The following is a 23,699-nucleotide window of genomic DNA, read 5'->3' as shown; positions in this document are numbered from 1 at the left end:
AGGATCGTCATGACGGCCGACGCCAATGCCCAGCTCGCCCGCGATTATTTCACTGCCTTCGCCGCCAGCGACGAGGCGTGGTGGCGCGACCATATCGCCGAGGATTTCGTACGCCACGACCCGGGCCTGCCGTTCGAGGTGCGCGGCATCGAAGGCGTGCGCAAGCTGGGCGAATTCCTCCATGGCAACCTGTCGCAGATCGAGCTGCCGATCGTCGAAACCGTCGCGCAGGGTGACAGCGTGCTGGTCCACCTGCGCGTGAAGGCGATCCATTCGGGCGACGATCTTGGCGTTCCCGCCACGGGCAAGCCGGTGGATTTTCAGGTGATGGACCTGTTCCACATCAGGGACGGCAAACTGACCGAGCATTGGGCACTGATGGACAATCTGGGCATGCTGCAACAGATCGGCGCGGTGTGACCGCGTGACCCAGACGGCGTCGGCCTGACCGTGTCGGAGGCGGCGGCGATGCTCGCTTATTGACGCAGGAGCGAATGATGGACCTGAACGGCAAGACCGCCCTCATCACCGGCGCCGCGAGCGGCTTCGGCAAGGCGATGGCGCACCGTTTCGCCACACTCGGCGCGAGGGTCGCGGTGGTGGACCTGAATGGCGACAAGGCGGCGGAGGTCGCGACGGCAATTGGTGCGGACAAGGCGATCGGCATCACCGCCGATGTGACCGTGCGCGCGGATCTCGATGCCGCGGTGAAGACAACGACAGAAGCGTTCGGCGTTCCCGACATCGTCATCAACAATGCGGGGATGACGCACAGGAACCAGCCGCTGCTCGACGTCGATGAAGAGACGTTCGACCGGGTGTTCGCGGTTAACGTCAAGTCGATCTATAATATGGTTCACGCTGTCGTGCCGGCGATGCGCGATCATGGCGGCGGCGTGATGCTGAACGTCGGCTCGACTGCCGGTATCCGGCCGCGGCCCGGCCTCACCTGGTATAACGGCTCGAAGGGCGCGACCAACATGCTGTCCAAGTCGCTGGCGGTCGAGCTGGCGCCGTGGAAAATCCGAGTCAACGCGATCTGCCCGGTGATGGGCGCGACACCGATGCTCGCCGACTTCATGGGCGCGCCCGATACGCCCGAGAATCGCGCAAAATTCCTCGGCAGCATTCCGCTCGGCCGGCTGTGCGAACCGGAGGATGTGGCCGACGCCGCAATCTATCTCGCTACCGCGGACTTCATCACCGGCGTCGCGCTGCCCGTCGACGGCGGCCGGACGATCTGAGGAGAGACGGGATGTACGAAGGCAAGGTCGCGGTCGCGAGGCAGAAGTCCGAGCCGCTCGAGGTCATCGACGCCCGGTTCGAGGCTCCTCGCGCGGGTGAGGTGCTGGTCAAGATCGTCGGTACCGGGGTCTGCCACACCGACATGGTGGTCCGCGACCAGGGCTATCCCGTCCCGCTGCCGCTGGTGCTCGGCCATGAGGGCGCGGGCGTGGTCGAGCAGGTCGGCGCGGGCGTCGTCGGGCTGGCCGTCGGCGATCACGTCGTCCTCAGCTATGGCCATTGCGGTCGCTGCGGCGAGTGCCGGTCGGGACGGCCGGGCTATTGCGCCAATTTCTACGACCGCAATTTCAAGGGCGCGCGGCTGGACGGTAGCCAAGCCGTATGCGACGCGCACGGCCACCCGCTGGGCAGTGCCTTCTTCGCGCAGTCCAGTTTCGGCACCTATGCGATCGCGACCGAGCGCAACGCCATCCCGATCCGCAAGGACGTGCCGCTCGAACTGATGGGACCGCTCGGCTGCGGTATCCAGACCGGTGCGGGGGCGGTGCTGAACGCGCTGAAGCCGCCCGCCGCCTCGTCGATCGCGATTTTCGGGGCGGGATCGGTCGGACTATCCGCGGCGATGGCAGCGGCGGCGATCGGCTGCACCACGATCATCCTCGTCGACCTGCACGACGATCGTCTCGCCCTCGCAAAGGAGTTGGGCGCGACACACGGGATCAACGGCGGCAAGGAAGATGCGGTCGAGTGGATCAGGGAGATCACCGGTGGCGGGGCCGACTTCACTTTGGAATGCACCGGCAACCCCAAGGTGCTGGCACAGGCGGTCGACGCGCTACGCATCCCCGGCACCTGTGGGCTGATCGGTGCAGCCAACCTTGGCGAGTGCGCCAGCCTCGACATGAACACGCTGCTGTTCGGTCGCACGGTGCGTGGCATCATCGAGGGCGACAGCGTGCCGCAGGTCTTCATTCCGCAGCTGATCGAATTGTGGCGCGCCGGTCGCTTCCCCTTCGACCGGCTCGTGAAGTTCTACGACCTGGCCGACATCAATTCCGCCATCCAGGATTCGGAAAGCGGCCGCGTCCTCAAGCCCATCGTCCGTCCCGCCTGACAGGAGAGAGATCATGACCGACACGCTGCTGGATCGCCCCGTCGACACCGCCGATGCGGTGCGGATCGACTTCGCCGCACCCTATGCGCTGACGATCGGCGGCGAACGGGTGGAGACAAACGCCTCGTTCGACGTCTTTAACCCCGCCACCAACGCCGTGCTCGCTCAGGCACCCGATGGAACGGCGGAGCATATGGAGGCCGCAATCGCTGCGGCGAGGCGGGCGTTCCCGGCTTGGTCGGCGCTGTCGTGGGACGAGCGCGGCGGCTACATCGCGCGCTACGCCGATGCGCTGGAGGCGCACCGCGAAGAACTCATCACCTTGCTAACGTTGGAGCAGGGCAAGCCGCGCCATTCAATGGCGACGGGCGAGGTCGATGCCTCGATCAAATGGGTGCGCGAAACCGCGACGCGGCGCCTGCCCGAAGAGGTGGTCGAGGATACCGCCGACCACATCGTCCTGATCGAACGCACGCCGCTCGGCGTGGTCGGGGCGATTACGCCGTGGAACTTCCCGGTCCTGCTCGGCCTGTGGAAGATCGCGCCGGCGCTGATCAGCGGCAACACGATGGTGATGAAGCCGTCTCCCTACACGCCGCTCTGTACGCTCCGATTCGGCGAGATCGCGCAGGGCATATTTCCGCCCGGCGTGCTCAACATCGTGTCGGGCGGCAATGAACTGGGGCAGCAGCTGGCCGAGCATCCCGATATCGCCAAGGTCAGCTTCACGGGCTCCACCGCGACGGGCCGCAAGGTGATGGCGTCGGGCGCGGGCACGATCAAGCGGGTAACGCTGGAGTTGGGAGGCAACGACGCCGCGATCGTGCTTGAGGGGGCCGACTGGCAGCCACTAGTGCCGACGCTGTTCTGGGCCGCATTCGGCAATTCGGGGCAGTGGTGCATCGCCTCCAAGCGGCTCTACGTCCACCGCTCGATGCACGCCGACTTCGTGAAGGCGTTCGTCGAATACGGCCGGACCAAGACGGTGGGCGACGGCATGGATGCGGGCACCGACCTCGGTCCGATCCAGAACCGCATGCAGTACGACAAGCTACGCGACCTGTTCGATGACACCAAGGCGAACGGCTATGCCACCCCGCTCGGCGGAACGATCGACGAGAGTTTGGCGGGCAATTTCGTCCCCGTCACCGTCGTCGATAATCCGCCCGAAGACAGCCGCATCGTGCGCGAGGAGCCGTTCGGCCCGATCGTGCCGATCATCGCATTCGACACCGTCGACGAGGTCGTCGCGAAGGCGAATGATACGCAGTTCGGGCTTGCCGGATCCGTCTGGGGTCCAGACCGCGACACCGCGATCGCGGTAGCACGACGGCTGGAAAAGGGAACCGTATGGGTAAACGAAATCCACATCCACGGCCTCGAAATCCCGTTCGGCGGGCACAAGCAATCGGGTCTCGGCGTCGAGAATGGTGCGGAGGGCCTCGCGGAATTCACAAATTCGAAGACTCTCATGTTTAGGAAGTAAAAGGACCCAAAGCACGAAGCCGCTGCGCGACACTGGTATTCGCGATGAAGTAGCGCGCCTGCGCTGAGGTTTGGCTCTGCGGCAGCGGAGGCAGACGATGGGGTTCCTCAGCAAAAGGAACTCCATCATGGCTACTGCACCAGTCGAACTGACCGTCACCCCGCTGCGCCAGCGGATGCTCGACGACATGGCGATGCGCGCGATGAAGGCGCGGACGCAGCACGACTATGTTCGACACGTTCGCGCCTTCGCGGCGTTCCTGCGGCGCTCGCCGGATACGGCGACCGCCGAGGACGTGCGGCGCTTCCAGGTTCACCAGCGCGAACACGGCACCAGCGAGTCCGTCATCGCCGCCACGGTGTCGGCATTGCGCTTCCTGTTCGGGGTGACGCTCGACCGGCCGGATCTGTCGCGCAAGCTGGTGCTGGCGCCGCGTCCCCGGAAGCTGCCCGATGTGCTGAGCGTCGACGAGGTCGCACGACTGCTGGAAGCAGCGCCGGGCATCAAGTACCGCGCTGCGCTCGGCGTGGCATACGGCGCTGGCCTGCGCGTGTCGGAGGTCGCGCACCTCAAGGCCGACGACATCGACAGCAGGCGCATGCTCATCCGTATCGAGGAGGGCAAGGGTCGCAAGGACCGCAATGCCATGCTCTCGCCGCAACTGCTCGAGCTGCTTCGGCTATGGTGGCGCGAGGGCAAACGGCGCAGCGTCCTGTTGCCGCACGGCTGGCTGTTCCCCGGCCGCAGCTACACCGACCCGATCTCGACCCGGCAGTTGCACCGTGCCGTCCACGAGGCGGCCGAGGCAGCGGGCATCCGCAAGCGTGTCAGCCCGCACACGCTGCGGCACAGTTTCGCCACCCACCTGCTGGAGCAGGATGTCGACATCCGCGTCATCCAGGTGCTGCTCGGGCACAGCAAGCTCGAGACGACTGCGCTCTACACTAAGGTCGCGACGCGCACGATCCGCGCGGTGACCGGCCCGCTCGACCAGTTGATGGCGCTGATGGAGGGCAGGACGCCCGCCGGGTGACGCCCGCGTGCGCGCCTCGCTGGAGGTTGCCGACATCTTCCGCGCCGCCGGCCCCACGTACCGAGTCGTCCATGCCGGGCATCTGAGCCTCGACCAGCTGAAGGTCATGTCGGCGATAGAGACTTGCCGTACCGCCATCATGGGCGGACACGTCGAGGCCTGTACCGACTGCGGGCACTGGCGGCTCGCCTACAATAGTTGCCGCAACCGGCATTGCCCGCGGTGCCAGGGCGCGGCAGCGCGAGCATGGCTGACCGAGCGCGAGGCCGACCTGCTGCCGGTCGGGTTCGGCTGTCCGATGATCCCCCGGATCATCGTCCTTCGCCTCACTCCATGTCGTCTTCACGCTGCCCGCCGAGGTTGCCGATGTAGCGTGGCAGAACAAGGCGGCGGTCTACGGGCTGCTGTTCCAGGCGGCGTCCAAGACGATGATGACCATCGCCGCCGACCCGAAGCATCTCGGCGCACGCATCGGCATCACCGCAGTGCTTCACACCTGGGGCTCGGCGATGACCCACCACCCGCACATCCATATGATTGTCCCGGGCGGCGGGTTGTCGCGGGACGGCCGTCGCTGGATCTCGTCACGGCCGGCGTTCCTGCTGCCGGTGCGCGTCCTCGGCAAGCTGTTCCGCCGCCTGTTCCTGACCCGGCTGATGGCGCTGTACGACGCCGGGCGGCTCGGCTTCCACGGCAGCCTCGCGCATCTTGCCGACCGGCGTACCTTCCTGCGGCACCTGGCCCCGGTCGGGAAGAAGCGCTGGGTGGTCTATGCCAAGCCGCCGTTCGCCGGCCCCGAGACGGTGCTCGCCTATCTCTCGCGCTACACTCACCGCGTGGCGATCTCGAACAGCCGGCTCCTGCGCTTCGACCAGACCGGCGTCACCTTCCGCTACAAGGATTACCGTCGCGGCGGGGCCGACCGGCAGCAGATCATGACGCTCAGTGCGCATGAGTTCATCCGCCGCTTCCTGCTCCACGTCCTGCCAAAGGGTTTCCATCGCATCCGCCATTACGGTGTGCTCGCCGGCGCCACCCGCAAGGCCCACCTCGAACGAGCCCGCGAGCTGCTCAGCGTCGCGCCATTGCCAGTCGATGCTCCGCCGACCAGCGAACTCGATGACGCCCGCCCGCCATGCCCATGCTGCGGCGGACGCATGCTCGTCATCGAGACCTTCGAACGCTGGCGACAACCCCGCGCACCGCCGCATGGCACCAGCGCCACCGGGACCACGACGCCATGACCCGGCATGGCCCGGACACATCCCGCCACGCGATTACCGCGCTTCCGGCGTTCAGGCCGCTCGCGCCGGCGGCATCGTCAGCCACATCGACGCGCGGCCAGACCGCCGGTCTTGCCCGACATCCATGGCCAAGGTTCTTCCCGAGTGCCGCATCGCGGTCCGATACGGCGCATCCCGCCCGACAGCACAGCGACCGGCCGACCACCCGAAAACCGCTTTCCCCATAGATCATCGCCAGCGGCCCGCGGCTTCCTGCTTTGGAGGAAATCATACACCTGCCGGTGCCTGATTTCCTTCACACAATCGGCCGTTCAGCGTGAGTTTACCGCTGCTGATAAGCTTCCATTAGTTCATATTGGCGCTATCGACGCCTTGGCCTTACCACGATTGGCTACTACCCACTGGAATGCGTCCACGGTCTCGCCGCGCGGCTGATAACGCAGGTGCAGCACCTCACCGGCCCGCTTGACGTCCAGCGTCACATACGCCTGCTGGTCACCCTGCAGCGCATCCTGCGGAAAGGCGTTGAGGATCTCGTCGCCATTCCGCAGCCCGGCCGCCGCGGCATTCGATCCGGCAATTAGGCCGCGCACGACCTTGGGCCGGGCCTGGAGCGAGGCCATGTCGAACCCCAGGTCGTATCGCCGCAGCGGCCGGGTTACCCGGCGAAATCGAGTTCCATAGGCGTCCGACGGCGGCAGCACGATCGCGCCGCCAAGCATCGCATCCAGTTCGGCGATCCCCCTAGCGCCGAGTTCGGCCTTCAGCAGCAACCGGTACAGCGCTTCGTCCATCTTGCCACCGGCGCGCCGCGTCGTCAGCATCGTGCGCACAATATCGTCGAGCGAGCGCTTACCGCCCGACTTGGCACGGATCTGCGCATCCACCGTCTCGAAATACAGCGACCCGCGATCGTAGGGCAGCACCCGCACCCGCGTATCGCGCCAGAAGCCGTTCGGAATGTCCGCATTAGGCGTGGCGATCTTGATGTTGGTGTAATAGCGCGCCGCCGTCTCGTTGAGGTCCTTCAGGAAGTCGTCGGCGGAGATCATGCCCGCGCGGTACGGCAGCGTCCGCTGGTAATGCACCGCCAGCCCCTCGCCGAACCACGACCGGTCGAGCCCGCCCGCGCTGTCCATCGACCCGTCGAGCGAATTGACCCAGCTGTGCAGCATTTCGTGCGCCAGTAGCGAACGCAGGTCGTCGGGCTTCGACGTCTGGTTGAACGTATAGGCGAAGCTGTCGGTCAGGCCGATGCCACTGCCCGGATTGCGGGTGTTGGTGCGCCCGAACACGCCGAAGCTCATCGGCGTGTAGCCGAAGAAGGTGCAGTAGAAGCGATGCAGCTTCCCTGCCCAGGTCATCAGCGGTGCCATCGCGAACGGAGGATCACCCTGCCAGGTGGCGAAGAAACCGTCCCGCTCCGGTCCCGCCGTGCCGGGGCGCCCGCCCATATAATAGGCAGACGCCAGTGACCGAGCAGGCAGCGGCGCCGGCGTCGTAACATCGCCCAGGCCGAAGCTCGACGCGCCAGTGCCGCCCGCGCCGTAGCGCGCGAAATCCCAATGCATCTCGACCCGACGCGGCGTCCGATCCGTCGGCAGCAGAAGGAAGGCATTGCCCGCCGCTGAGAACGTGCCCCGCTCCGTCCGCATCTCATATTGCGGCAGCGCCAGCGCCGGCGCGGCGGCATCGATCGGGACGCGGTAGCGCACGGTGATCGCGCCCACGACGGCTCTTGAAGCACGCCAGCGTCTGGTGATGTTCGACGCGTCTTCAGCGACGTCCAGCGCAGTCACCACGATCGGGCCGGCGGCATCCGTGAAGGCGAGCGCCTGCAGGTCCTTGCCGCTGGTGACCACCGTGTTGGCAACCAGCGGCAGTTCGAACAGCAGCTCGCCCGCTGCGGCATGAAGCGCGTCCACGACCAATGTCACGTCAACGAAAGGGACGTGCTGCTGCGCGTCCGGTGCGCCCGGTGCGATCCGGACGACGAGATGCGGCGCGTCGTCCGGCGGCGCGGCACCGGCGAGCAGCAGCGTCGCAAGCGCCGGACAGAAGCGCAGCATTCGACCGGTCATCGCGTTTCCCCGAATTTGTGGGGTCAATCTAACCGCGCGCGCAAGCGAAATCCTGCCGCAAGCGCGTCCGCCCGGCCAAAGCACTGCATAGCCTATTCGCGAACCACGCCGATTGCCGCACCGTCATGCCGATGGCAGCGGCAGGCGATGCGTGCACTTCACCTCCGACAGGGTGGCGATGGAACGGATATCCTCGACGCCGGGAAGGCGTAGCAGCGTGCGGAAGGTGAAGTTCTGATACCAGGCCATGCTCGGCGCCAGCACCTTCAGCATCACGTCCATCTCGCCGAACAGCGTATAGGCCTCGGTGATCTCCGGAATGTCCTCCACGGCGCGCATGAACCGGTCGCGCGCCTCGTCGTTCAGCCGGCCCATCTTGAGCTGGGCGAAGATGTACATGCTTTCGCCGAACTTCTCGCGGTCGAGCACGGCGACCTGCGCCTTGATATAGCCCTCCTCCTTGAGCCGCTGGATGCGCCGCCAGCACGGCGATTGCGACAGGCCGACGCGATCGGCGATCTCGCTCGACGATTCGGAGGCGTCGATCTGCAGGCGGTCGAGGATCTTGAGGTCCAAGCGGTCGAGGGCATCGGCCATGATTATGCGCGGTTCCGGCGAAATGGAGATTGAAGCTGGCGCCATTCCACCACGGACGCGCCCGATCGACAAGCTTTTGCGCGGGAAGGACGTTAGCCTGCCGGTGGGGCAGACGAGGATCGAACATGACGCGCGACGACCTGACGATCTTCGACAGCGTGGGCGTGCGCGCCGGGCTTTCCTATCCTGATTGCATTCGTGTGGTGCGCGATGCGATGCAGGCCCTGTCCGCCGGGACAACCCGCCAGTTGCTGCGCACGATGCTGTCGCTGGGACCGGGCCGCACCTTCGCGCAGATGCCGGGCGCACTCGGCAAACAGGACGTGTTCGGCACCAAGACGATCAGCGTCTTCGTCGACCCGCGGTCCGGAAAGCGCTGCCACCGAGGCCTCGTGGTGCTGTTCGAACCGTGCGAAGGTCGCCCGGTCGCGATCGCGGACGCAGAGGAGATCACCCATATCCGCACCGCCGCCGCCTCCGCGGTCGCGACCGACGCGCTCGCCCGCACGGACGCGACGACGCTGCTGATCGTCGGCACCGGCGGGCAGGCGCATACCCATCTCCATGCGCTCCCGCTGGTCCGTCGTTTCGATCGGGTGCTGATCTGGGGCCGCTCGCCCGACAAGGCGGATGCACTCGTCGCCGCCTTTCCGCACCTGCCCTGCGAACGCGCCGACGATCTGGAGGCCGCGACCCGCGCCGCCGACGTCGTCTGCACGCTGACCGCCGCCGCCGAGCCGCTGATCCACGGCGACTGGGTCCAACCCGGTACGCACGTCAACCTCGTCGGATCGAGCGGTCCGGGGCCGGTGGAGGTAGACAGCGCCCTCGTCGCCAAGAGCCGCTACGTCGCTGACAGTACCGCCTCCGCACGCGATGCCGCCGCCGAATTCCTCGTCGCGCGCGATGCCGGCCTCGTCACCGACGATCACATCGTCGCGGAGATCGGAGAGGTGCTGCTCGGCCGCGTGCCCGGCCGCACGGGCGAGACCGACATCACCGTCTATAAGTCGCTGGGCCATGCCGTGCAGGATCTCGCCGCCGCCGCCCACCTCTACCGGAGTTCGCTGCGCGCATGATCCGCCTGACCCTCCCCACCTTTCTGGCGACGCTCCTTGCCGGCACCGCCCCGGTCGCGGCGCAGACCGCCGAACGCCTGTCGGTGATCGCGAACGGCGAAAAGGTCGGCAGCGTCGCGGCGACGCGGACTGGCGATCATGTCGCGATCCACTATGACGTGAAGAACAACGGTCGCGGCCCGACGATGGACGAGGTGATCGACCTGGGGCCGGATGGCCTGCCATGGCGCTGGACGCTCGACGGCAAGGCAACCTTCGGCGGGGACGTCCACGAACGCTTCGCGCGCGACGGCACCACCGCGCGCTGGAGCGACGCGATGGGCGCGCGTGAGGCGTCGGTCAGCGGCACCGCGCTCTACATCGGCCAGTCCGCCAGCCCCTGGGCACTGGGCCTCTACGCGCACGCGCTGCTCAAGGCGCCGGGCGGCACCCTGCCGGCACTGCCCGGTGGCCAGCTGCACATCGATCCACTCGGGCCCGCGACCATCGGCACCGCGCGCTACCAGGCCTATGCGATCAGCGGCATCGACCTGTCGCCCGAGATGATCCTGTTCGATGCCGCGGGCGCGCTGTTCGCGGTGCTCGACACCGGCGGCGCGACGGTGCGCGAAGGTCACGAAGGCGACGTTCCTGCGCTCACCGCGCTCGCGACGCGACTGACGGCGGACCGCTACGCCGGCCTGCAAAAGCGCTTCGCCCACCGCATCGACGCGCCGGTGCGCATCCGCAACGTCCGCGTCTTCGACCCGGTCAGCGGAACGCGCGGCGCGCCCGTCTCGGTCGTCTTCGCCGATGGACGCATCACCGGCATCCAGCCGCTCGATGCACCGGCATCGCCCGGAGAGGCGACGATCGACGGCGCCGGCGGCACGCTGATGCCGGGCCTGCACGACATGCACGCGCATATCAGTCTCGAATCCGCGCTGCTCTACCTCGCGGCGGGCGTCACCGCTGTGCGCGACATGGGCAACGACAACGCCTTCCTGCCCGACCTCATCCATCGCATCGCCGCAGGCGAGGTCGCAGGCCCACGTATCACGCCCAACGGCTTCCTCGAAGGGCGCAGCCCCTATTCCGCCCGACTGGGCATCGTCGCGGACAGCGAAGCGGCGGCGCTCGATGCGGTGCGCTGGTATGCCGCGCGCGGCTATTGGCAGATCAAGATCTACAACAGCATGAACCCCGCCTGGGTGCCGGCGATCACGCGTGAGGCGCACCGTCTCGGCATGACCGTCACCGGGCACATTCCCGCCTTCACCAATGCCGATGCGATGATCGGCGCGGGCTATGACGAGGTGACGCACGTCAACCAGCTGATGCTCGGCTGGGTGCTCGATCCCAAGGAGGACACGCGCACGCCCTTGCGGCTCACCGCGATGAAGCGCACCGCGACGCTCGACCTTGCCTCTCCGCGCGTGCAGCACACGATCGAACTGATGGCGGCGCGTCACACCGCGCACGATCCGACCGCGGTGACGCTGGAACTGTTGATGGGCGGCCGGGACGGCAAGCCTAACCCTGCGGTCGCCGATTATATCGACCATTTGCCGATCGGCCTGCAGCGCCGCCGCCAGCAGGCGATCGCGCCGATCGCAGGGCCGGCCGACGCCGCCGCCTATGACGGCGCGATGGTCAAGGTGAAGCAGGTGCTGAAGCTGCTCCACGACCGCGGCATCCGGCTGCTGCCCGGCACCGACGACCAGACCGGCCTGTCGGTGCATCGCGAGTTGCAGATCTATGCCGAGGCCGGCATTCCGATCCCCGAAGTGCTGCGCCTCGCGACGCTGGGGTCCGAGCGCTATCTGGGCCGCGACCAGCAGCTCGGGACGATCGCACGCGGCAAGCTCGCCGATTTCCTCCTTCTGCCGGGTGACCCGACGCGCGACCCGCGCGAACTCCACCGCATCGCCATGGTGGTGAAGGACGGCACGCTCTACTTCCCGTCGGAAATCTACCCGGCGTTCGGCATCAAACCCTTCGCGCCCGCGCCCCGACTGATCCCGCCCCCACCCGCGTCGAAGGCGACCGGCTCCGGCCCGGCGCATGACGCGATGGACGAATTCTAAAACGGTCCCCGCTGGTTTGTGCGGGCGGAGCGGCACCCGGGCTCTCTCTGTCCTCCGTGCGCCAATCCCTTCCTTCGCCGCCTCGCGTGAACAAGGAGTGGTACGACCAAACGATCACCAGACGTGGATCACCGCCCCGCCGCCACCGCCGCGACGAAGCGGTGAAGGTCGGCGCTGAGCGCTGCCAGCGCGTCTGGGTCTTCGAAGGCGGAATGCCCGGAAGGGTAGCGGTGGAAGGCAATGCGGTCCGCCGGCACGCCGTTCTGCTCGATCGCGAACTGGCCGGCGTAGACGGGCGTGGTGATGTCGTAATAGCCGCCCGCCGCGAACGCGCGCAGTGTCGGCTTCGCCGCCATCGCCGCCGTCAGATAGGGTGCGAACGATGCGGCGCGGTAGCTGCCGCCATATTCCTTGTCCCAGTTCCATGTGAAGTTGATGCCGAGGTTGAGGCTGCGATAGCCACTCGGCAGCGCATAGCCGAGCTCGTCGCGCAGATACGTCTCGATCGTCGTCGTCGTCCCCGATCCCAGCGACATCGACGGATCGTCGAACGGCGGCCGCATGTTGCTCGCAGCGATCGCCCGCGTCGCGCGCCCGTCGAGCTGTCCGGTCCTGAGGCCCTTCGCCGCCAGCAGCCCAAGCATGAATTGGCGCCGCTCCAGCCGGAGGTCGTGCGCGGCCAGCGTCGCCGCAGGAATGCCGATCAGCGCCGCCATGCGCGCCGCGACCCGCCGCTTCTCCGCCGCGGGCAGCGCCGGCCCCTGCATCAGCGCCGCGGCATAATCGGTCTGCGCGAAGTGCAGCGCCGCGTCATACCATTGCGAGACGCTCTGCCCGGCACGATCGACCGCGCCGTGATACCAGGCGACCGCCGCCAGCGTCGGCAGCAGCACTGCATCCGACACCACCGGCCCGTCGCTGTCGCCGATCGAGAGCGACAGCAGCACGACGCCATCGGGCAGCGGCGCCTTCGCCTTCATGCTTTCGTTGAGGATCGCCAGCGCCCGCGACGTGCCATAGCTCTCGCCCATCAGCAGCACCGGCGACCCCGTCCGCCCATTCGCCGCCAGCCATCCCGCGATCATCGCCGCGACCCCGCGCGCATCGCCGCCGACGCCGAAATAGGCGGACGCATCCTTGCCCTTGATCGGCATCGACGCGCCAGTGCCGACCGGATCGATGAAGACGAGATCGGCGACGTCGAGCAAGGTGAAGCGATTGTCCTCAAGGTGCGTGGCCGCGCCGCTGCCGACCATCCGCCGGGGCCCGAACGCCTGCATGTGGAGCGGCGACGACGACGCGCCCGGCCCGCCGTTGAACACGAACAACACCGGCCGTTGCCCGGCAGCGCGCGGCATGTCGGCGGCATAGGCATAGCTGACGCCCACCGCGACCGGCGTACCGTCCGGCCCCGGCATCGCCTGCTCGCTGACGATCGCACGATAGGCGAGCGACTTGCCGCCGAGCGTGATGCGATGCCGCGTCGTCACCACCCGCGTACTCGGACCATCGCGCGGCACCATCGGCTCCATCGCGCGCAGGAAGGCCGGCGACATCGGCGCATCGCCGCCGTCCTGCGCCAGGAGCGCGGCCGGCGTGGCGGCAAGAATCAGGGCGGCGGCAAGATACGGGAGGCGGCGCATCGGGGCTTTCCTTCGGAAGATCAGGCGCGCGGCAGCGCGGCGAGCAGGCGTTCGATATCGTCCGGCGTGTTGAACACCGACGGGCTGACGCGGAATCGGTTGCGCGACAGGGTGATCTGCACCTTCGCGGCCTTGAGCGGCGCGGCGAGCCGCTCGCGCGCGCCTTCGACGATGCAGGTGACCAGCGGCGTGCGGCTGTCGGGCGGCGTCACCACCCGATAGCCGCGACTCGCCAGTCCCTGGTGCAGCCGGCGCAGCAGCGGCTGGCGATAGGCGGTGATGCGATCGACGCCAAGGTCGAGGATATGCGCGAGCGACCAGTCGAGCATCGCCGAGACGGTGTGCGCATGCGTGCCGCCCGCGAACAGCCCCTCCATGTCGGCGCGCGGCGTCACGTCGGCGATCGGATAGTCCGCCCGCGCCGGCGTAGGATCGAACGGATAGACGTGCGGGTCGAACCGGTCGAGCTGGTAATAACCGTAGCGTGTCCGCCGCAACCGATCGTGCAGGTCGGCACGGACGTAGAGGAAGCCCAAGCCGAAATCCCCCATCAGCCATTTGTAGCTCGCGCAGGCGGCGAAATCGACGTTGCTCGTCCGCACGTCGACCGGCACCGCGCCGGCGGCATGGATGATGTCCGCATAGACCAGCGCGCCCCTCGCATGCGCGATGTCGCACACGCGTTTGAGGTCGTGCTCGAAGCCATTGTAGGTCGACACCAGCGACAGCGCGACGAGCCGCGTCCCTGGCACCACCGCACGTTCGATATCGTCGATCGCGATCCGGTTCTCGCTTGGTCGCAGCCAGACGACGTCGACGCCCTGCTTCGCCAGTTCCTCGTAGAGGTAGAAGGAGCCGAAGAAGTGCAGCGTGTCGGTGACGATACGGCCCTTCTCGCGAGGGAAGCCGAGCGCGTCGATGATCGCCTGCTCGCCCGCCGTGGTGCTCTGGACGAAGGCAATCTCTGCCGGCGTCGCGTTGATGAGCCGCGCGAAGTTCGCCTTCACCCGCCCCTCGACCGTCTCGGTGGGAAAATAGCCGTCCAGCATTGCGCGCTGCGCAAGGTAGGCGCGCGCTGCCTCGCATGCGCCGATCGGCACCGGATGCATCGTCCCGGAATCCAGATACGTCCCCGGCATGGCGACGAAGTTCGTCCGATCCGGCAGAACGGCGGGCGCGGCCTCGGCTTGCATTGCCAACGGCAGGGTGGCGGTTCCTGCCAAAACGCCCCGCCGCGTCACGCCTGCTCTCATTGTCGGAACCCCCATGGGTGCAATCTAGCCGATCACCGTCGCATAGAAGTTGCGTGTTGCAGGCGCCGGCGTGGGCGTAACTTCACCTAGATCCGACACGACGGGCCATGTGCGCATAATTCTGCCGCGCCTTATCCGCTAACTCTCGACGGACGCAGGGAGATATCACGATGATCCGGTCGGCGGTAATTGGGCTGATGTTGGCGGGGATCGGCGCGCCAGCCGCGGCAGCGGTCTGTGCGCCCGACGCGACTGAGACGCGCCATAGTGCCATGATCGGCGGCCGACGGCTCGACTATGTCGCCTGCGTCGGCGCAATTCCGGTCCGTGTCGGGGAAGCGACCGCGCGTATCGTCTACACCGCGTACTTGGTCCCCGGCGCCCGGCGCCCGCTCAGCTTCGTCTGGAACGGCGGCCCCGGCGCGGACTCCCGCACGCTGCAATTCCACGCGATCGGCCCGCGCATCATCCGAGGCGGCGCGCTCGCCGACAACCCGGCGAGCCCGCTCGCCCGCACCGACCTCGTCTTCGTCGATCCGGTCGGCACCGGGTTCAGTCGCGCCGACACGCCGGCCAAGGCGAACGCGTTCTACGGCACACTCGCCGACATCGCCTCGACGGCATCCTTCATCCGCGACTTCCGCCATCGCTATCGCCGCACCGGCAGTCCGCTCGCCCTCGTCGGCGAGAGCTTCGGCACGTGGCGCGCCGCAGGCGTTGCAGAGGCTCTGATCGACGCGCACATCCCGGTCGTCGGCGTCGCGCTGATCTCAGGCGGCATCCCGCTTGGCGAAGAACGGGGCAGCGAACGACGCCGCGCACTGTCGCTGGTCAATCGCGCCGCCACCGCCTTCGCGCTCGGCAAGCTGACACCCGACCTGCAGCGCGACCAGGGCGCCACGCTCGCCGAAGTCGAGCGCTGGGCCGATGCGATCTACGCCCCGGCCCTTGCCGATCCCGGCGGGCTGAACGCCTCCGCGCGCGCCGCCCTCGTGAACCGCCTCGCCCGCTACCAGGGTCTCGATCCTACGACGATTGACACGAAGACGCTCTGGGTCTCCCCCCGCGACTTTCGCACTCGTCTGCTGGGACCGGAAGGCAAGACGCTCGGCATCTTCGACATGCGCCAGATCGCGAGGACGGCGAGCGGCGAGGACGACGCGCTCGCCCTCGCCTATTACCGGACCGACCTCGGTTACGGCGCCGGCCGCTACGCCGGCATCGATGCGCCCGCTGCGGACATCGGCGGCCAGTGGCGCTACGACCAGTCGCCGATCACCAAGGAGTCGCTCGCCCGCGCCACGGCCGGCGAAGGACCGCCGAGCGCATCGCAGCCCTGGATCCAGCGCGCCATTACCAAGGATTCCACGCTGCGCGTGTGGGTCGCGACCGGTCTCTACGATTCGCTGAACAGTTGTGCCGGCAACGCCGCCACCGTCGCCGCGCTGCCCGCAGACATCCGCGCCCGCTTTACCCTGCGCTGCTTTGCAGGCGGTCACATGATGTATGAAGATTCTCACGAAACCCAGCGCTTCGGCGACGAACTTGCAGCTTTTCTCGGCATGGGCGCATAATTTTTGCAGGAACCCCCATCGGCGCGATCGATGCCGGCCTGAACCGGGCGTTACCGCAGGATCAACGCAAGAAAGTGCCCGACCACGCCCGCTATCCTCGTCGGCAGGGCGCAAGGCCGACGGCAGCAGCCGCGGACCCGCGCGGAGCGACACGAAGGGGGCTTCATGCAAACGACGCATAACGGGATGATCCGGGGGTGGATGGCTTCGACCGCGGTGCTCGCCTCGCTGATCGCGGTGCCGGCGGCCGCCCAGCAGGCGCCGACGCCATCATCCACGGACGGCTCCATCGCGAACAGCGCGGCGGCCCTGCAGGAGGGGCCGCAAGCCGATAGCCCGGATACGATCGTCGTTACCGGGTCGCGTATCCGCCGCGCCGGTCTCGACAATGCCGCACCCGTCGCCGAGATTACATCGCAGGCGATCACCGATCGCGGCTTCATCACGGCTGCCGATGCCCTCAACAACCTTCCTTCCAACGCGCCGGTGCTCAACCAGGCCGATGGCAGCGGCAATTCGAGCGGCCCCGGCTATCAGGCACCGAACCTTTTCAACCTCGGGCCAGGGCGCACGCTGACCCTGTTCAACGGCCGGCGCATGGTGACGAGCGGGTCCGGCATTGGCGCAGGCGACGGCGTCGGCAACGCCTTCGTCGACGCCAACATCATTCCTCTGGGTCTGCTCCATAGGGTCGAGGTCTATCAGGGTGGCGGCGCCGCGGTCTACGGCTCCGATGCGATCGCCGGCGTCGTCAACTACATCGTCAAAAAGGACTTTGCGGGGCTCGAACTGGACGCGCAGAACGGCATCTCCAGCCGTGGCGACTATGCGACGCACAGTCTGCGTGCGACCGCCGGCCGCAACTTCGGTGACGGCCGCGGCAACGTCGCGATCGACCTCGGCTATTCGAAATCGCCGACGCTGATGTTCTCGGCGCGCCCCCTCTCCAACCTCGGTCGCCTCACCGTCAGCAATCCCGCCGACACCGGCCCCGCGGACGGCATCCCGGCGGTCAAGGAAATCTTCAACGCCGCCTTCTGGCCGTTCAACGCCAACGGCGTGATCTTCACCCGCCCCGCCCCGGTGCCGCCGTTCCTCGCGCGCAGCGGCGGCAACGCCCTGCAATTCGCGCCTGACGGCAGCGTCGTTCCCTATAACACCGGCGTTATCCAGGGCATTCCGTTCGCCTCGGGCGGTGACGGCTTCAAATATCAGGCACTCGCGGGCTTACGCACCGGCGTGGAGCGTTACACGGCGAACCTCATTGGCCACTATGACCTCTCCGATCACCTCACCGTCTCGACCGAGCTGCTCTACGCACGCACCACCGGCACCGAGATTCCGCAGGGCAACAGCTATACCACGCTCAACGCGGGATCGTTCAGCGGGCCGATCGCCTTCACCATTGCCAATCCCTTCCTGACGGCACAGGCACGTACTCTGCTGAGCAGCGCCAACGCCGGTTTCGCAGGCGGTGCGCCCCTCTACCTGTCGAAATACTTCTATGATCTCACCCCGTCGAACGACCAGACCACGCGCACTGACACCTATCGCGCGGCGCTGGCGCTCAACGGCGACTTCGACGTGGGCAGCCACAATTTCTACTGGTCGCTCGCCGGCAGCTATGCCCGGGTCGAAGGCGCGCAGCGTAGCTGGCAGGTCGTCAACAGCCGCTTCCAGAATGCGATCAGTGCGGTGTCGAGTGGCGGGCAGATCGTCTGCGCGATCAATGCCGACGCCAATCCGTCCAACAACGATGCAGCGTGTGCGCCGATCAACCCCTTCGGCAACGGTAACGTCAGCGCCGCTGCGCGCAACTACGTCAGCACCCGCGCCGGTATCGACTGGACAAACGAACAGGCCGACCTGCTGGCGACCCTGGGCGGCACGCTCGCCCGCCTGCCGATGGGCAACGTCGACGTCAGCCTCGCCTACGAGCATCGCGACGAACGCGCGCGCTTCGATCCGCTCGCGGCCAATCGGGCGGGCAGCTTCGGCACCGGCGTGCAGCAGGTCGCGCAATCGGGCGGCTACAACACCGACGAGGCTTCGGCCGAACTGATCGTGCCGCTGGTCGGCAAGGATTTCACGCTGCCGCTCGTCCGCCTGCTCGAAGCGAAAGGCGCGTTCCGCTACGTCGAGAACAGCTACGCCGGCCACCAGAACGTCTGGGATCTCGGCCTGCGCTGGGAGGTAGTGCGCGGCGTCACGCTGAGAGGTTCGCGCAGCCGCAACTTCCGCGCACCGACGCTCACGCAACTTCTCGCGCCCTCGTCGAGCGGGGTCAATTCGACCGGCTTCGACCCCTGCGACGCCGACCGGATCGCGAGCGGTCCGAACCCCGCCCAGCGCCGTGCCAGCTGCCTTGCCCTCTTTGCCGCCAATCCGGGCTACGGCGTCGATGCCGACGGCACTGGCGCGGGGCTGAGCGCCGCTGCGCGCCTGGCCCGCTTCCAGGACCCGTCCGAGAATTTCCAGCGGGCGATAGTGACCACCGGCGGCAACACCGTCCTGCGCAACGAGATTTCGAACACCTGGACCTATGGCATCCTGTTCCAGCCGCGGTTCGTCCCGGGCCTCACGATCAGCGCCGACCGGATCGAGATCGACCTGGAGGACGGCCTGTCCGCCTTCACGACCGCCGATTTTGCCGCAGCCTGTTACGACGATCCCAATCCCGCCGCGGGGGTGTGCAGCGCCTTCACCCGGCTGGCAACCAGCGACGGCCTCAGCCCGGGCGGCACGATTGCCACCGGCACCACCACGACCTTCAACGCCGGCGTCATCCGCTACCGGGGTGAGAATTACGTGGTCGACTATCAGTTCGCACCCGGCGACCTGTTCGGCGGGCGCGACCTCGGCCGGTTGCAGCTGACCGCGGCGGCGACGCACACCACGCTGCTCACCACTTCGGTCACCGGCACCACCTTCGTGCGCACCGACGGCACCTATCTATCGCCGACCTGGGTCGGCCGCTTCAACGCCGCCTGGAGCAAGGGGCCGCTGCGCCTCACCTACCAGCTGCAATATCGCGATCGGACCGCGGCGGGCGCCAACGTGTCGATTGAAACGACGCCCAATCCCGTCCTCGCTCGCAACATCGTCCACGACGTGTCTGCGCAGCTCGATCTCGGCACGGTGGCGTTGCGCTTCGGTGTCGACAATCTGACCGACAAGGACCCGTCCTATCCGCAGATCGCCTATGGCGACATCCTCGGCCGGCGCTTCTATGCCGGCGCGCGGATCAAGCTCAACTGATGGCGCCGCCCGGTCGTTCGCGGCCGGGCGGCCTTGCCCACCATGCCTCCTGACGCGCGGACCCTCACGATGACCCGGCCGGACAAACGCGACCACGCCTTCGCGACCAGCACGCCATGGGCACGCGAGTCCTATTCCCATTGGGTGCGCCGGGTGATCCGCGCCGTCCGGTCGGAGCGCAATCTGCTGGTCGGCTTGTTCGATAGCTCGGTGCCCGAACCCGTCGACCAGTTGCGCCGGATCATCGCGGACGGCTTCGGCGAGACGATCACCTCTCGCTACACCAGCGCCTTCACCAACGGGAACCCCTATGTCGTCGCCGAACTCGCGCGGATTTATGGAGTTCCGGCGGAACGGGTCGTGTGCACCACCGGCGCGACGGGTGCGCTGTCGCTGATCTATCGCGCCATGCTGGCGCCCGGCGAGCGGGTGCTGGTGGAATCGCCGGGCTTCGACCTGTTCCACACGATTGCCGAGACCCATGGTTACGGCGTCGACCGCTTCGCGCGGCACGGCGACGATTTCACGATCGACGTGGCAGCGCTGGAGGCGGCAATCACACCGGCGACGCGGCTCATCGTGCTGTCCAACCTCCACAATCCGTCGGGCATGGCCCTGCCCCCCGACACGCTCGCAGCGATCGGTGCGCTGGCGGAGGCGCGTGGGCTCCATGTGATCGTCGACGAGGTGTATGGCGATTACGTCGATCCGGCCTTGCGACAGCCGCCCGCCGCTCGGATCGCACCCGCGTTCATCAGCATCAGCAGCCTCACGAAATCGCACGGGCTGAGCACGCTGCGCTGCGGTTGGATCGTCGGTGCGCAGGAGCCGATTGCCCGCATCCGCGCCCTTGCCGAGGAGATCGACTTCGGTGTGTCCAACCTTTCGCACGCCGTCGCCGCGCTGGTGCTCGAACACCCCGACATCTTCGAGGCGTATCGCGCCGGCATGATCCGCCGCGCGCGGCCGATCATGGAATCCTACCACGCGCATTGGCGCGAGCAGGGCCTGATCACCGGCGCGTTGCCGCCGTTCGGCTGCATCGCCTTTCCGCGGCTGGTGGGGATCGACGACACCGTGCGTTTCTCCGAATGGCTGGCGGACCGCTGCGGCGTCGTCGTCGCGCCGGGCGAGTATTTCGGCGCGGCGGGGCATATCCGTATCGGTTTCGCGCGGACACCGGCGGATGTCGATTACGGCTTGCAGGCGCTGACCGACGGCCTGATCCGCTATCGCGACCGGCATGGCAGGGGGATCGCATAAGATGATACGGCGCGCGTTATGGGGATGGGCGATGCTGGTCGCCGGAGCCGCCGCCTCGGCGCAGCCGCTGCCCGCGCCGACGATCAGGGCGCGTAGCGACCAGAGCGCCATGATCGCCGGCCGGCGCATCGCCTATACCGCGGAGGTCGGCGTGGTGCCGGTCGCCAGCCGGCCCGGCCGACAGGATGCGACCGCGGGCTATATCTCCTACAGCGTGCCCGCGCGGCGCGAGCGGCCGGTGCTGTTCGTCTTCAACGGCGGCCCCGGTGCCGCCTCCGCCTACCTCCAGATGGGGGCGCTGGGGCCATTCCGCGCGCAAGTGCCTAAAGACCCAGAAGCGCCGCTGCCCGCCGCCGCCATCGTCGCGCCCAATCCGGACACGCTCCTCGACGTCGCCGATCTCGTCTTCCTCGATCCACCCGGTACAGGCTTTTCCTCACTGGCAGCGGATGCCGACCTCGCCTTCTACCGGTCAGTCGATGGGGATGCCGACGCGGTCGCACAGCTCGCCCGCGCCTGGCTGTCCGCACACGGCCGCACTGGGGCGCCGCTCTACATTCTCGGCGAAAGCTACGGCACGATCCGCGCCGCCGTGATGGTCGATGCACTGCGTCGGCAGGATGCCGCACTGAAGCTCGACGGCGTGCTGCTGCTTGGCCAGGCGCTCAACATGATCGAGACCTCGCAGCGGCCGGGCAATGTCGTCACCTATCCGGTGGCGCTCCCGACGCTCGCCGCGATCGCCTGCTATCATCACGTCCGTGCCGCCCCATGTACGCCCGAGGGTAGCGCGCGTGAGGCCGCCGCTTATGCCGAAACCTATCTCGCCGCGCTGTTCCGAGGCCGCGCATTGGGCGCCGCCGATCGCGCCGCCGTCGCGGCGCGGTTGGAGGCGCTGACCGGCATATCGCGCAATTATTACCTCGCCCACGACCTGCGCATCTCCAAGGAGCGCTTCCGCGTCGAGCTGCTGCGCGGGCAAGGGTGCGTGCTCGGTCGCTACGATGCGCGCTACACGGCGCTTCGAGCGGCGGATGCGGGTGACACCGTCGGCCCCGACGCCTTTTCGGCCGTGTCGGACCTCTACGGCAAGGCGGTGGTCGGGCAGCTTGCCCGGATCGGCGTCCCCGATGCGGCCGCCTATCGCGTGATCGTCCGCGGCGAGGACGACTGGCGTTACGGCTCCGGCGACTCCCCGTTCAACGACTGGCCGTTCATGGCGCGCCTCGAACGGGCGATGGCGGTGGCGCCCGCAATGCGCCTCTTCGTCGGCACCGGCCTCTACGACCTCACCACGACCGTCGGCGCGGCGGACTATCTCTTCGCACAAAGCACCCTTACGCCCGACCGGTTCCGCAACCGCCGCTACCCCGCGGGCCATGTAGCCTATTCTGACGATACCAGCTGGCACCTGCTGATGCGCGACCTGCGTGCCTTCCTTGCGGAAGCGCCCGCCCGATGAGCGAGGCGAGCCTCGCCAAGGGCATCGACCTGTGGGGGGTCGTAGCGCTGGGGCTCGGCACCGCAGTCGGCGTGTCGATATTCTCGGCGATCGCGCCTGCCGCGCGCATCGCCGGACCGGCCATGCTGCTGTCGGCGCTGCTCGCTGCGCTGCCGATGTACCTGATCGCGGTCAGCTATGCCTTCTTGGGCTCGGCATGCCCCGTTTCCGGCGCGTCGGTGGTCTGGCCCGCCCGGTTCCTGCATCCCGCCTGGGGTTTCTACATCGGCTGGGCGCGCATCGTCGCCAACCTCGGTGCGATCGTCGTGCTGGCGCTCGTGCTCGTCCGCTACGCCTCGATGCTGGTGCCGCTGCCGACCAAACCGACGATGCTCGCAATCATGCTGCTCGCGCTCGTCGCCAACCTGTTCGGCGTCCATGTCGCCACGCGGGTGCAAAAGGTGCTGCTTGTCGGCATGCTGTTGCTGTTCGCGCTCTTCGTCGTCTGGGGCGGTGCGAGTGCGGTAGATCCCGCCCGGCTGCGACCGCTGTTCCCCAACGGCGTGCACGGCATGATCGCGGCGACGCCCCTGCTGATGGGGCTGTTCTTCGGCATCGAGGCCGCGACAGAGGCCGGAGCGGAGGTCGCCGATGGCCGCCGCACCATCCCGCTTGGCATCGCGCTGTCGATCGGATCGGCGACACTCCTCTACCTCGCCGTCGGCTTCGTCGCTCTGGGGATACTCGGCGGCGACGCGCTGGGCGCCAGCGATGCGCCGATCCTCGATGCAGCCAAACGCTTCATGGGTCCAACCGCGACGCCGCTGATTGTCCTGGCGGCGGTCTTGTCGATCGGCAAGTCGCTCAACGCGCTGTTCGCGATGTTCAGCCGGAGCCTCTATGCGATGGGCGTGTCCGGCATGCTGCCGCGCGCGCTCGGCCGGGTACATCCGCGTTGGCAGACGCCGCATGTCGCGCTGTTCGCGGTCTTCCTGCTTGGCTGCGTCGGCCTGCTTCTGCCGATGGAACTCACCTTCCTGTTTCTGGCGGTGAACATCCCCAACCTCATCAAATACGGCAGCATCTGCCTCGTCGCCGCCCGGGTCGTCGACCGCTATCCCGACTTATATGACGCAGCTGCGTTCAAGTTAGGCCACCGTGCGATGCGGCTACTCGGCTATGCCGGCACAGCCTGTGCTACGATTTTGATCTTCGTCGGCCTAGAGGCGGATTGGCGGCCCTACCTCCTACTTCTGGTCTGGATGCTCTGCGGTTGGTGTTATTCTATCGCTTTCAGGGTCAGGCCCCGCTGATCGAAGCCA

General features: G+C 67.5%; 16 protein-coding genes and 1 pseudogene. 13 read left to right on the top strand and 4 right to left on the bottom strand.

Annotated elements, in window-relative coordinates; all coding sequences use genetic code 11:
• Positions 1 to 9 precede the first annotated feature (9 nt).
• The 6 genes and pseudogenes from ABDV78_RS15195 to ABDV78_RS15170 all read left to right on the top strand — a co-directional run bounded on the left by ABDV78_RS15195 (position 10) and on the right by ABDV78_RS15170 (position 6,122).
• Positions 10 to 420 carry an ester cyclase gene (locus ABDV78_RS15195; RefSeq protein WP_343528273.1) on the top strand — a complete coding sequence of 137 codons (411 nt, stop codon included), beginning with the start codon at positions 10 to 12 and terminating at the stop codon, positions 418 to 420.
• Positions 421 to 494: 74 nt separating this feature from the next.
• Complete coding sequence (locus ABDV78_RS15190) at positions 495 to 1,244, top strand: SDR family oxidoreductase (RefSeq protein WP_343528272.1); 750 nt, start codon at positions 495 to 497, stop codon at positions 1,242 to 1,244.
• 11 nt (positions 1,245 to 1,255) lie between these two features.
• The gene (locus tag ABDV78_RS15185) at positions 1,256 to 2,359 is read left to right on the top strand and encodes an NAD(P)-dependent alcohol dehydrogenase (protein ID WP_343528271.1); all 1,104 of its coding nucleotides are present in this window, start codon (positions 1,256 to 1,258) and stop codon (positions 2,357 to 2,359) included.
• Positions 2,360 to 2,372: 13 nt separating this feature from the next.
• The gene (locus ABDV78_RS15180; protein WP_343528270.1) at positions 2,373 to 3,845 is read left to right on the top strand and encodes an aldehyde dehydrogenase family protein; all 1,473 of its coding nucleotides are present in this window, start codon (positions 2,373 to 2,375) and stop codon (positions 3,843 to 3,845) included.
• Between the two features lie 127 nt (positions 3,846 to 3,972).
• Entirely contained in the window at positions 3,973 to 4,878 is a 906-nt protein-coding gene (locus ABDV78_RS15175) for a tyrosine-type recombinase/integrase (RefSeq protein WP_343528269.1), read from the top strand.
• A 34-nt stretch (positions 4,879 to 4,912) separates the two neighbouring features.
• A pseudogene (locus tag ABDV78_RS15170) lies at positions 4,913 to 6,122 on the top strand (IS91 family transposase).
• A gap of 350 nt (positions 6,123 to 6,472) precedes the next feature.
• Here ABDV78_RS15170 and ABDV78_RS15165 read toward each other — a convergent pair.
• Together ABDV78_RS15165 and ABDV78_RS15160 are read right to left on the bottom strand one after the other, a co-directional pair.
• Positions 6,473 to 8,203, bottom strand: coding sequence for a peptidase M61 (locus tag ABDV78_RS15165; RefSeq protein WP_343528268.1), 1,731 nt, complete (start codon positions 8,201 to 8,203; stop codon positions 6,473 to 6,475).
• A 123-nt stretch (positions 8,204 to 8,326) separates the two neighbouring features.
• Positions 8,327 to 8,800: an Lrp/AsnC family transcriptional regulator gene (locus ABDV78_RS15160; protein WP_343528267.1), complete on the bottom strand. Its 474-nt coding sequence runs from the start codon at positions 8,798 to 8,800 to the stop codon at positions 8,327 to 8,329.
• A gap of 125 nt (positions 8,801 to 8,925) precedes the next feature.
• Here ABDV78_RS15160 and ABDV78_RS15155 point away from each other — a divergent pair, with 125 nt between their 5' ends.
• Together ABDV78_RS15155 and ABDV78_RS15150 are read left to right on the top strand one after the other, a co-directional pair.
• Positions 8,926 to 9,879 (top strand): ornithine cyclodeaminase family protein, encoded by a 954-nt coding sequence (locus tag ABDV78_RS15155; RefSeq protein ID WP_343528266.1) that lies wholly within the window; start codon positions 8,926 to 8,928, stop codon positions 9,877 to 9,879.
• Positions 9,876 to 11,945, top strand: coding sequence for an amidohydrolase family protein (locus ABDV78_RS15150; RefSeq protein WP_343528265.1), 2,070 nt, complete (start codon positions 9,876 to 9,878; stop codon positions 11,943 to 11,945). Before ABDV78_RS15155 ends, ABDV78_RS15150 begins: the two co-directional genes overlap by 4 nt.
• A gap of 128 nt (positions 11,946 to 12,073) precedes the next feature.
• Here ABDV78_RS15150 and ABDV78_RS15145 read toward each other — a convergent pair whose 3' ends face one another.
• Positions 12,074 to 13,588 carry a peptidase S10 gene (locus ABDV78_RS15145; protein ID WP_343528264.1) on the bottom strand — a complete coding sequence of 505 codons (1,515 nt, stop codon included), beginning with the start codon at positions 13,586 to 13,588 and terminating at the stop codon, positions 12,074 to 12,076.
• Positions 13,589 to 13,608: 20 nt separating this feature from the next.
• Complete coding sequence (locus ABDV78_RS15140) at positions 13,609 to 14,781, bottom strand: aminotransferase class V-fold PLP-dependent enzyme (protein ID WP_343528263.1); 1,173 nt, start codon at positions 14,779 to 14,781, stop codon at positions 13,609 to 13,611.
• A gap of 230 nt (positions 14,782 to 15,011) precedes the next feature.
• Between ABDV78_RS15140 and ABDV78_RS15135 the strand changes: the two genes are divergently transcribed.
• The 5 genes from ABDV78_RS15135 to ABDV78_RS15115 all read left to right on the top strand — a co-directional run bounded on the left by ABDV78_RS15135 (position 15,012) and on the right by ABDV78_RS15115 (position 23,690).
• Positions 15,012 to 16,415: a peptidase S10 gene (locus tag ABDV78_RS15135; protein ID WP_343528262.1), complete on the top strand. Its 1,404-nt coding sequence runs from the start codon at positions 15,012 to 15,014 to the stop codon at positions 16,413 to 16,415.
• A gap of 201 nt (positions 16,416 to 16,616) precedes the next feature.
• Positions 16,617 to 19,673 (top strand): TonB-dependent receptor plug domain-containing protein, encoded by a 3,057-nt coding sequence (locus tag ABDV78_RS15130; protein ID WP_343528261.1) that lies wholly within the window; start codon positions 16,617 to 16,619, stop codon positions 19,671 to 19,673.
• A 69-nt stretch (positions 19,674 to 19,742) separates the two neighbouring features.
• The gene (locus ABDV78_RS15125; protein WP_343528260.1) at positions 19,743 to 20,936 is read left to right on the top strand and encodes a pyridoxal phosphate-dependent aminotransferase; all 1,194 of its coding nucleotides are present in this window, start codon (positions 19,743 to 19,745) and stop codon (positions 20,934 to 20,936) included.
• A gap of 1 nt (position 20,937) precedes the next feature.
• Positions 20,938 to 22,398: a septum formation initiator gene (locus ABDV78_RS15120; RefSeq protein WP_343528259.1), complete on the top strand. Its 1,461-nt coding sequence runs from the start codon at positions 20,938 to 20,940 to the stop codon at positions 22,396 to 22,398.
• Entirely contained in the window at positions 22,395 to 23,690 is a 1,296-nt protein-coding gene (locus ABDV78_RS15115; protein ID WP_343528258.1) for an amino acid permease, read from the top strand. The genes ABDV78_RS15120 and ABDV78_RS15115 overlap by 4 nt, the downstream gene beginning before the upstream one ends.
• Positions 23,691 to 23,699 lie beyond the last annotated feature (9 nt).

The sequence above is a fragment of the Sphingomonas sp. genome (assembly GCF_039594485.1).
Taxonomy (GTDB): Bacteria; Pseudomonadota; Alphaproteobacteria; order Sphingomonadales; family Sphingomonadaceae; genus Sphingomonas.
Note: the sequence above shows the minus strand (reverse complement) of the source record. Positions and strands in the feature narration are given on the sequence as shown.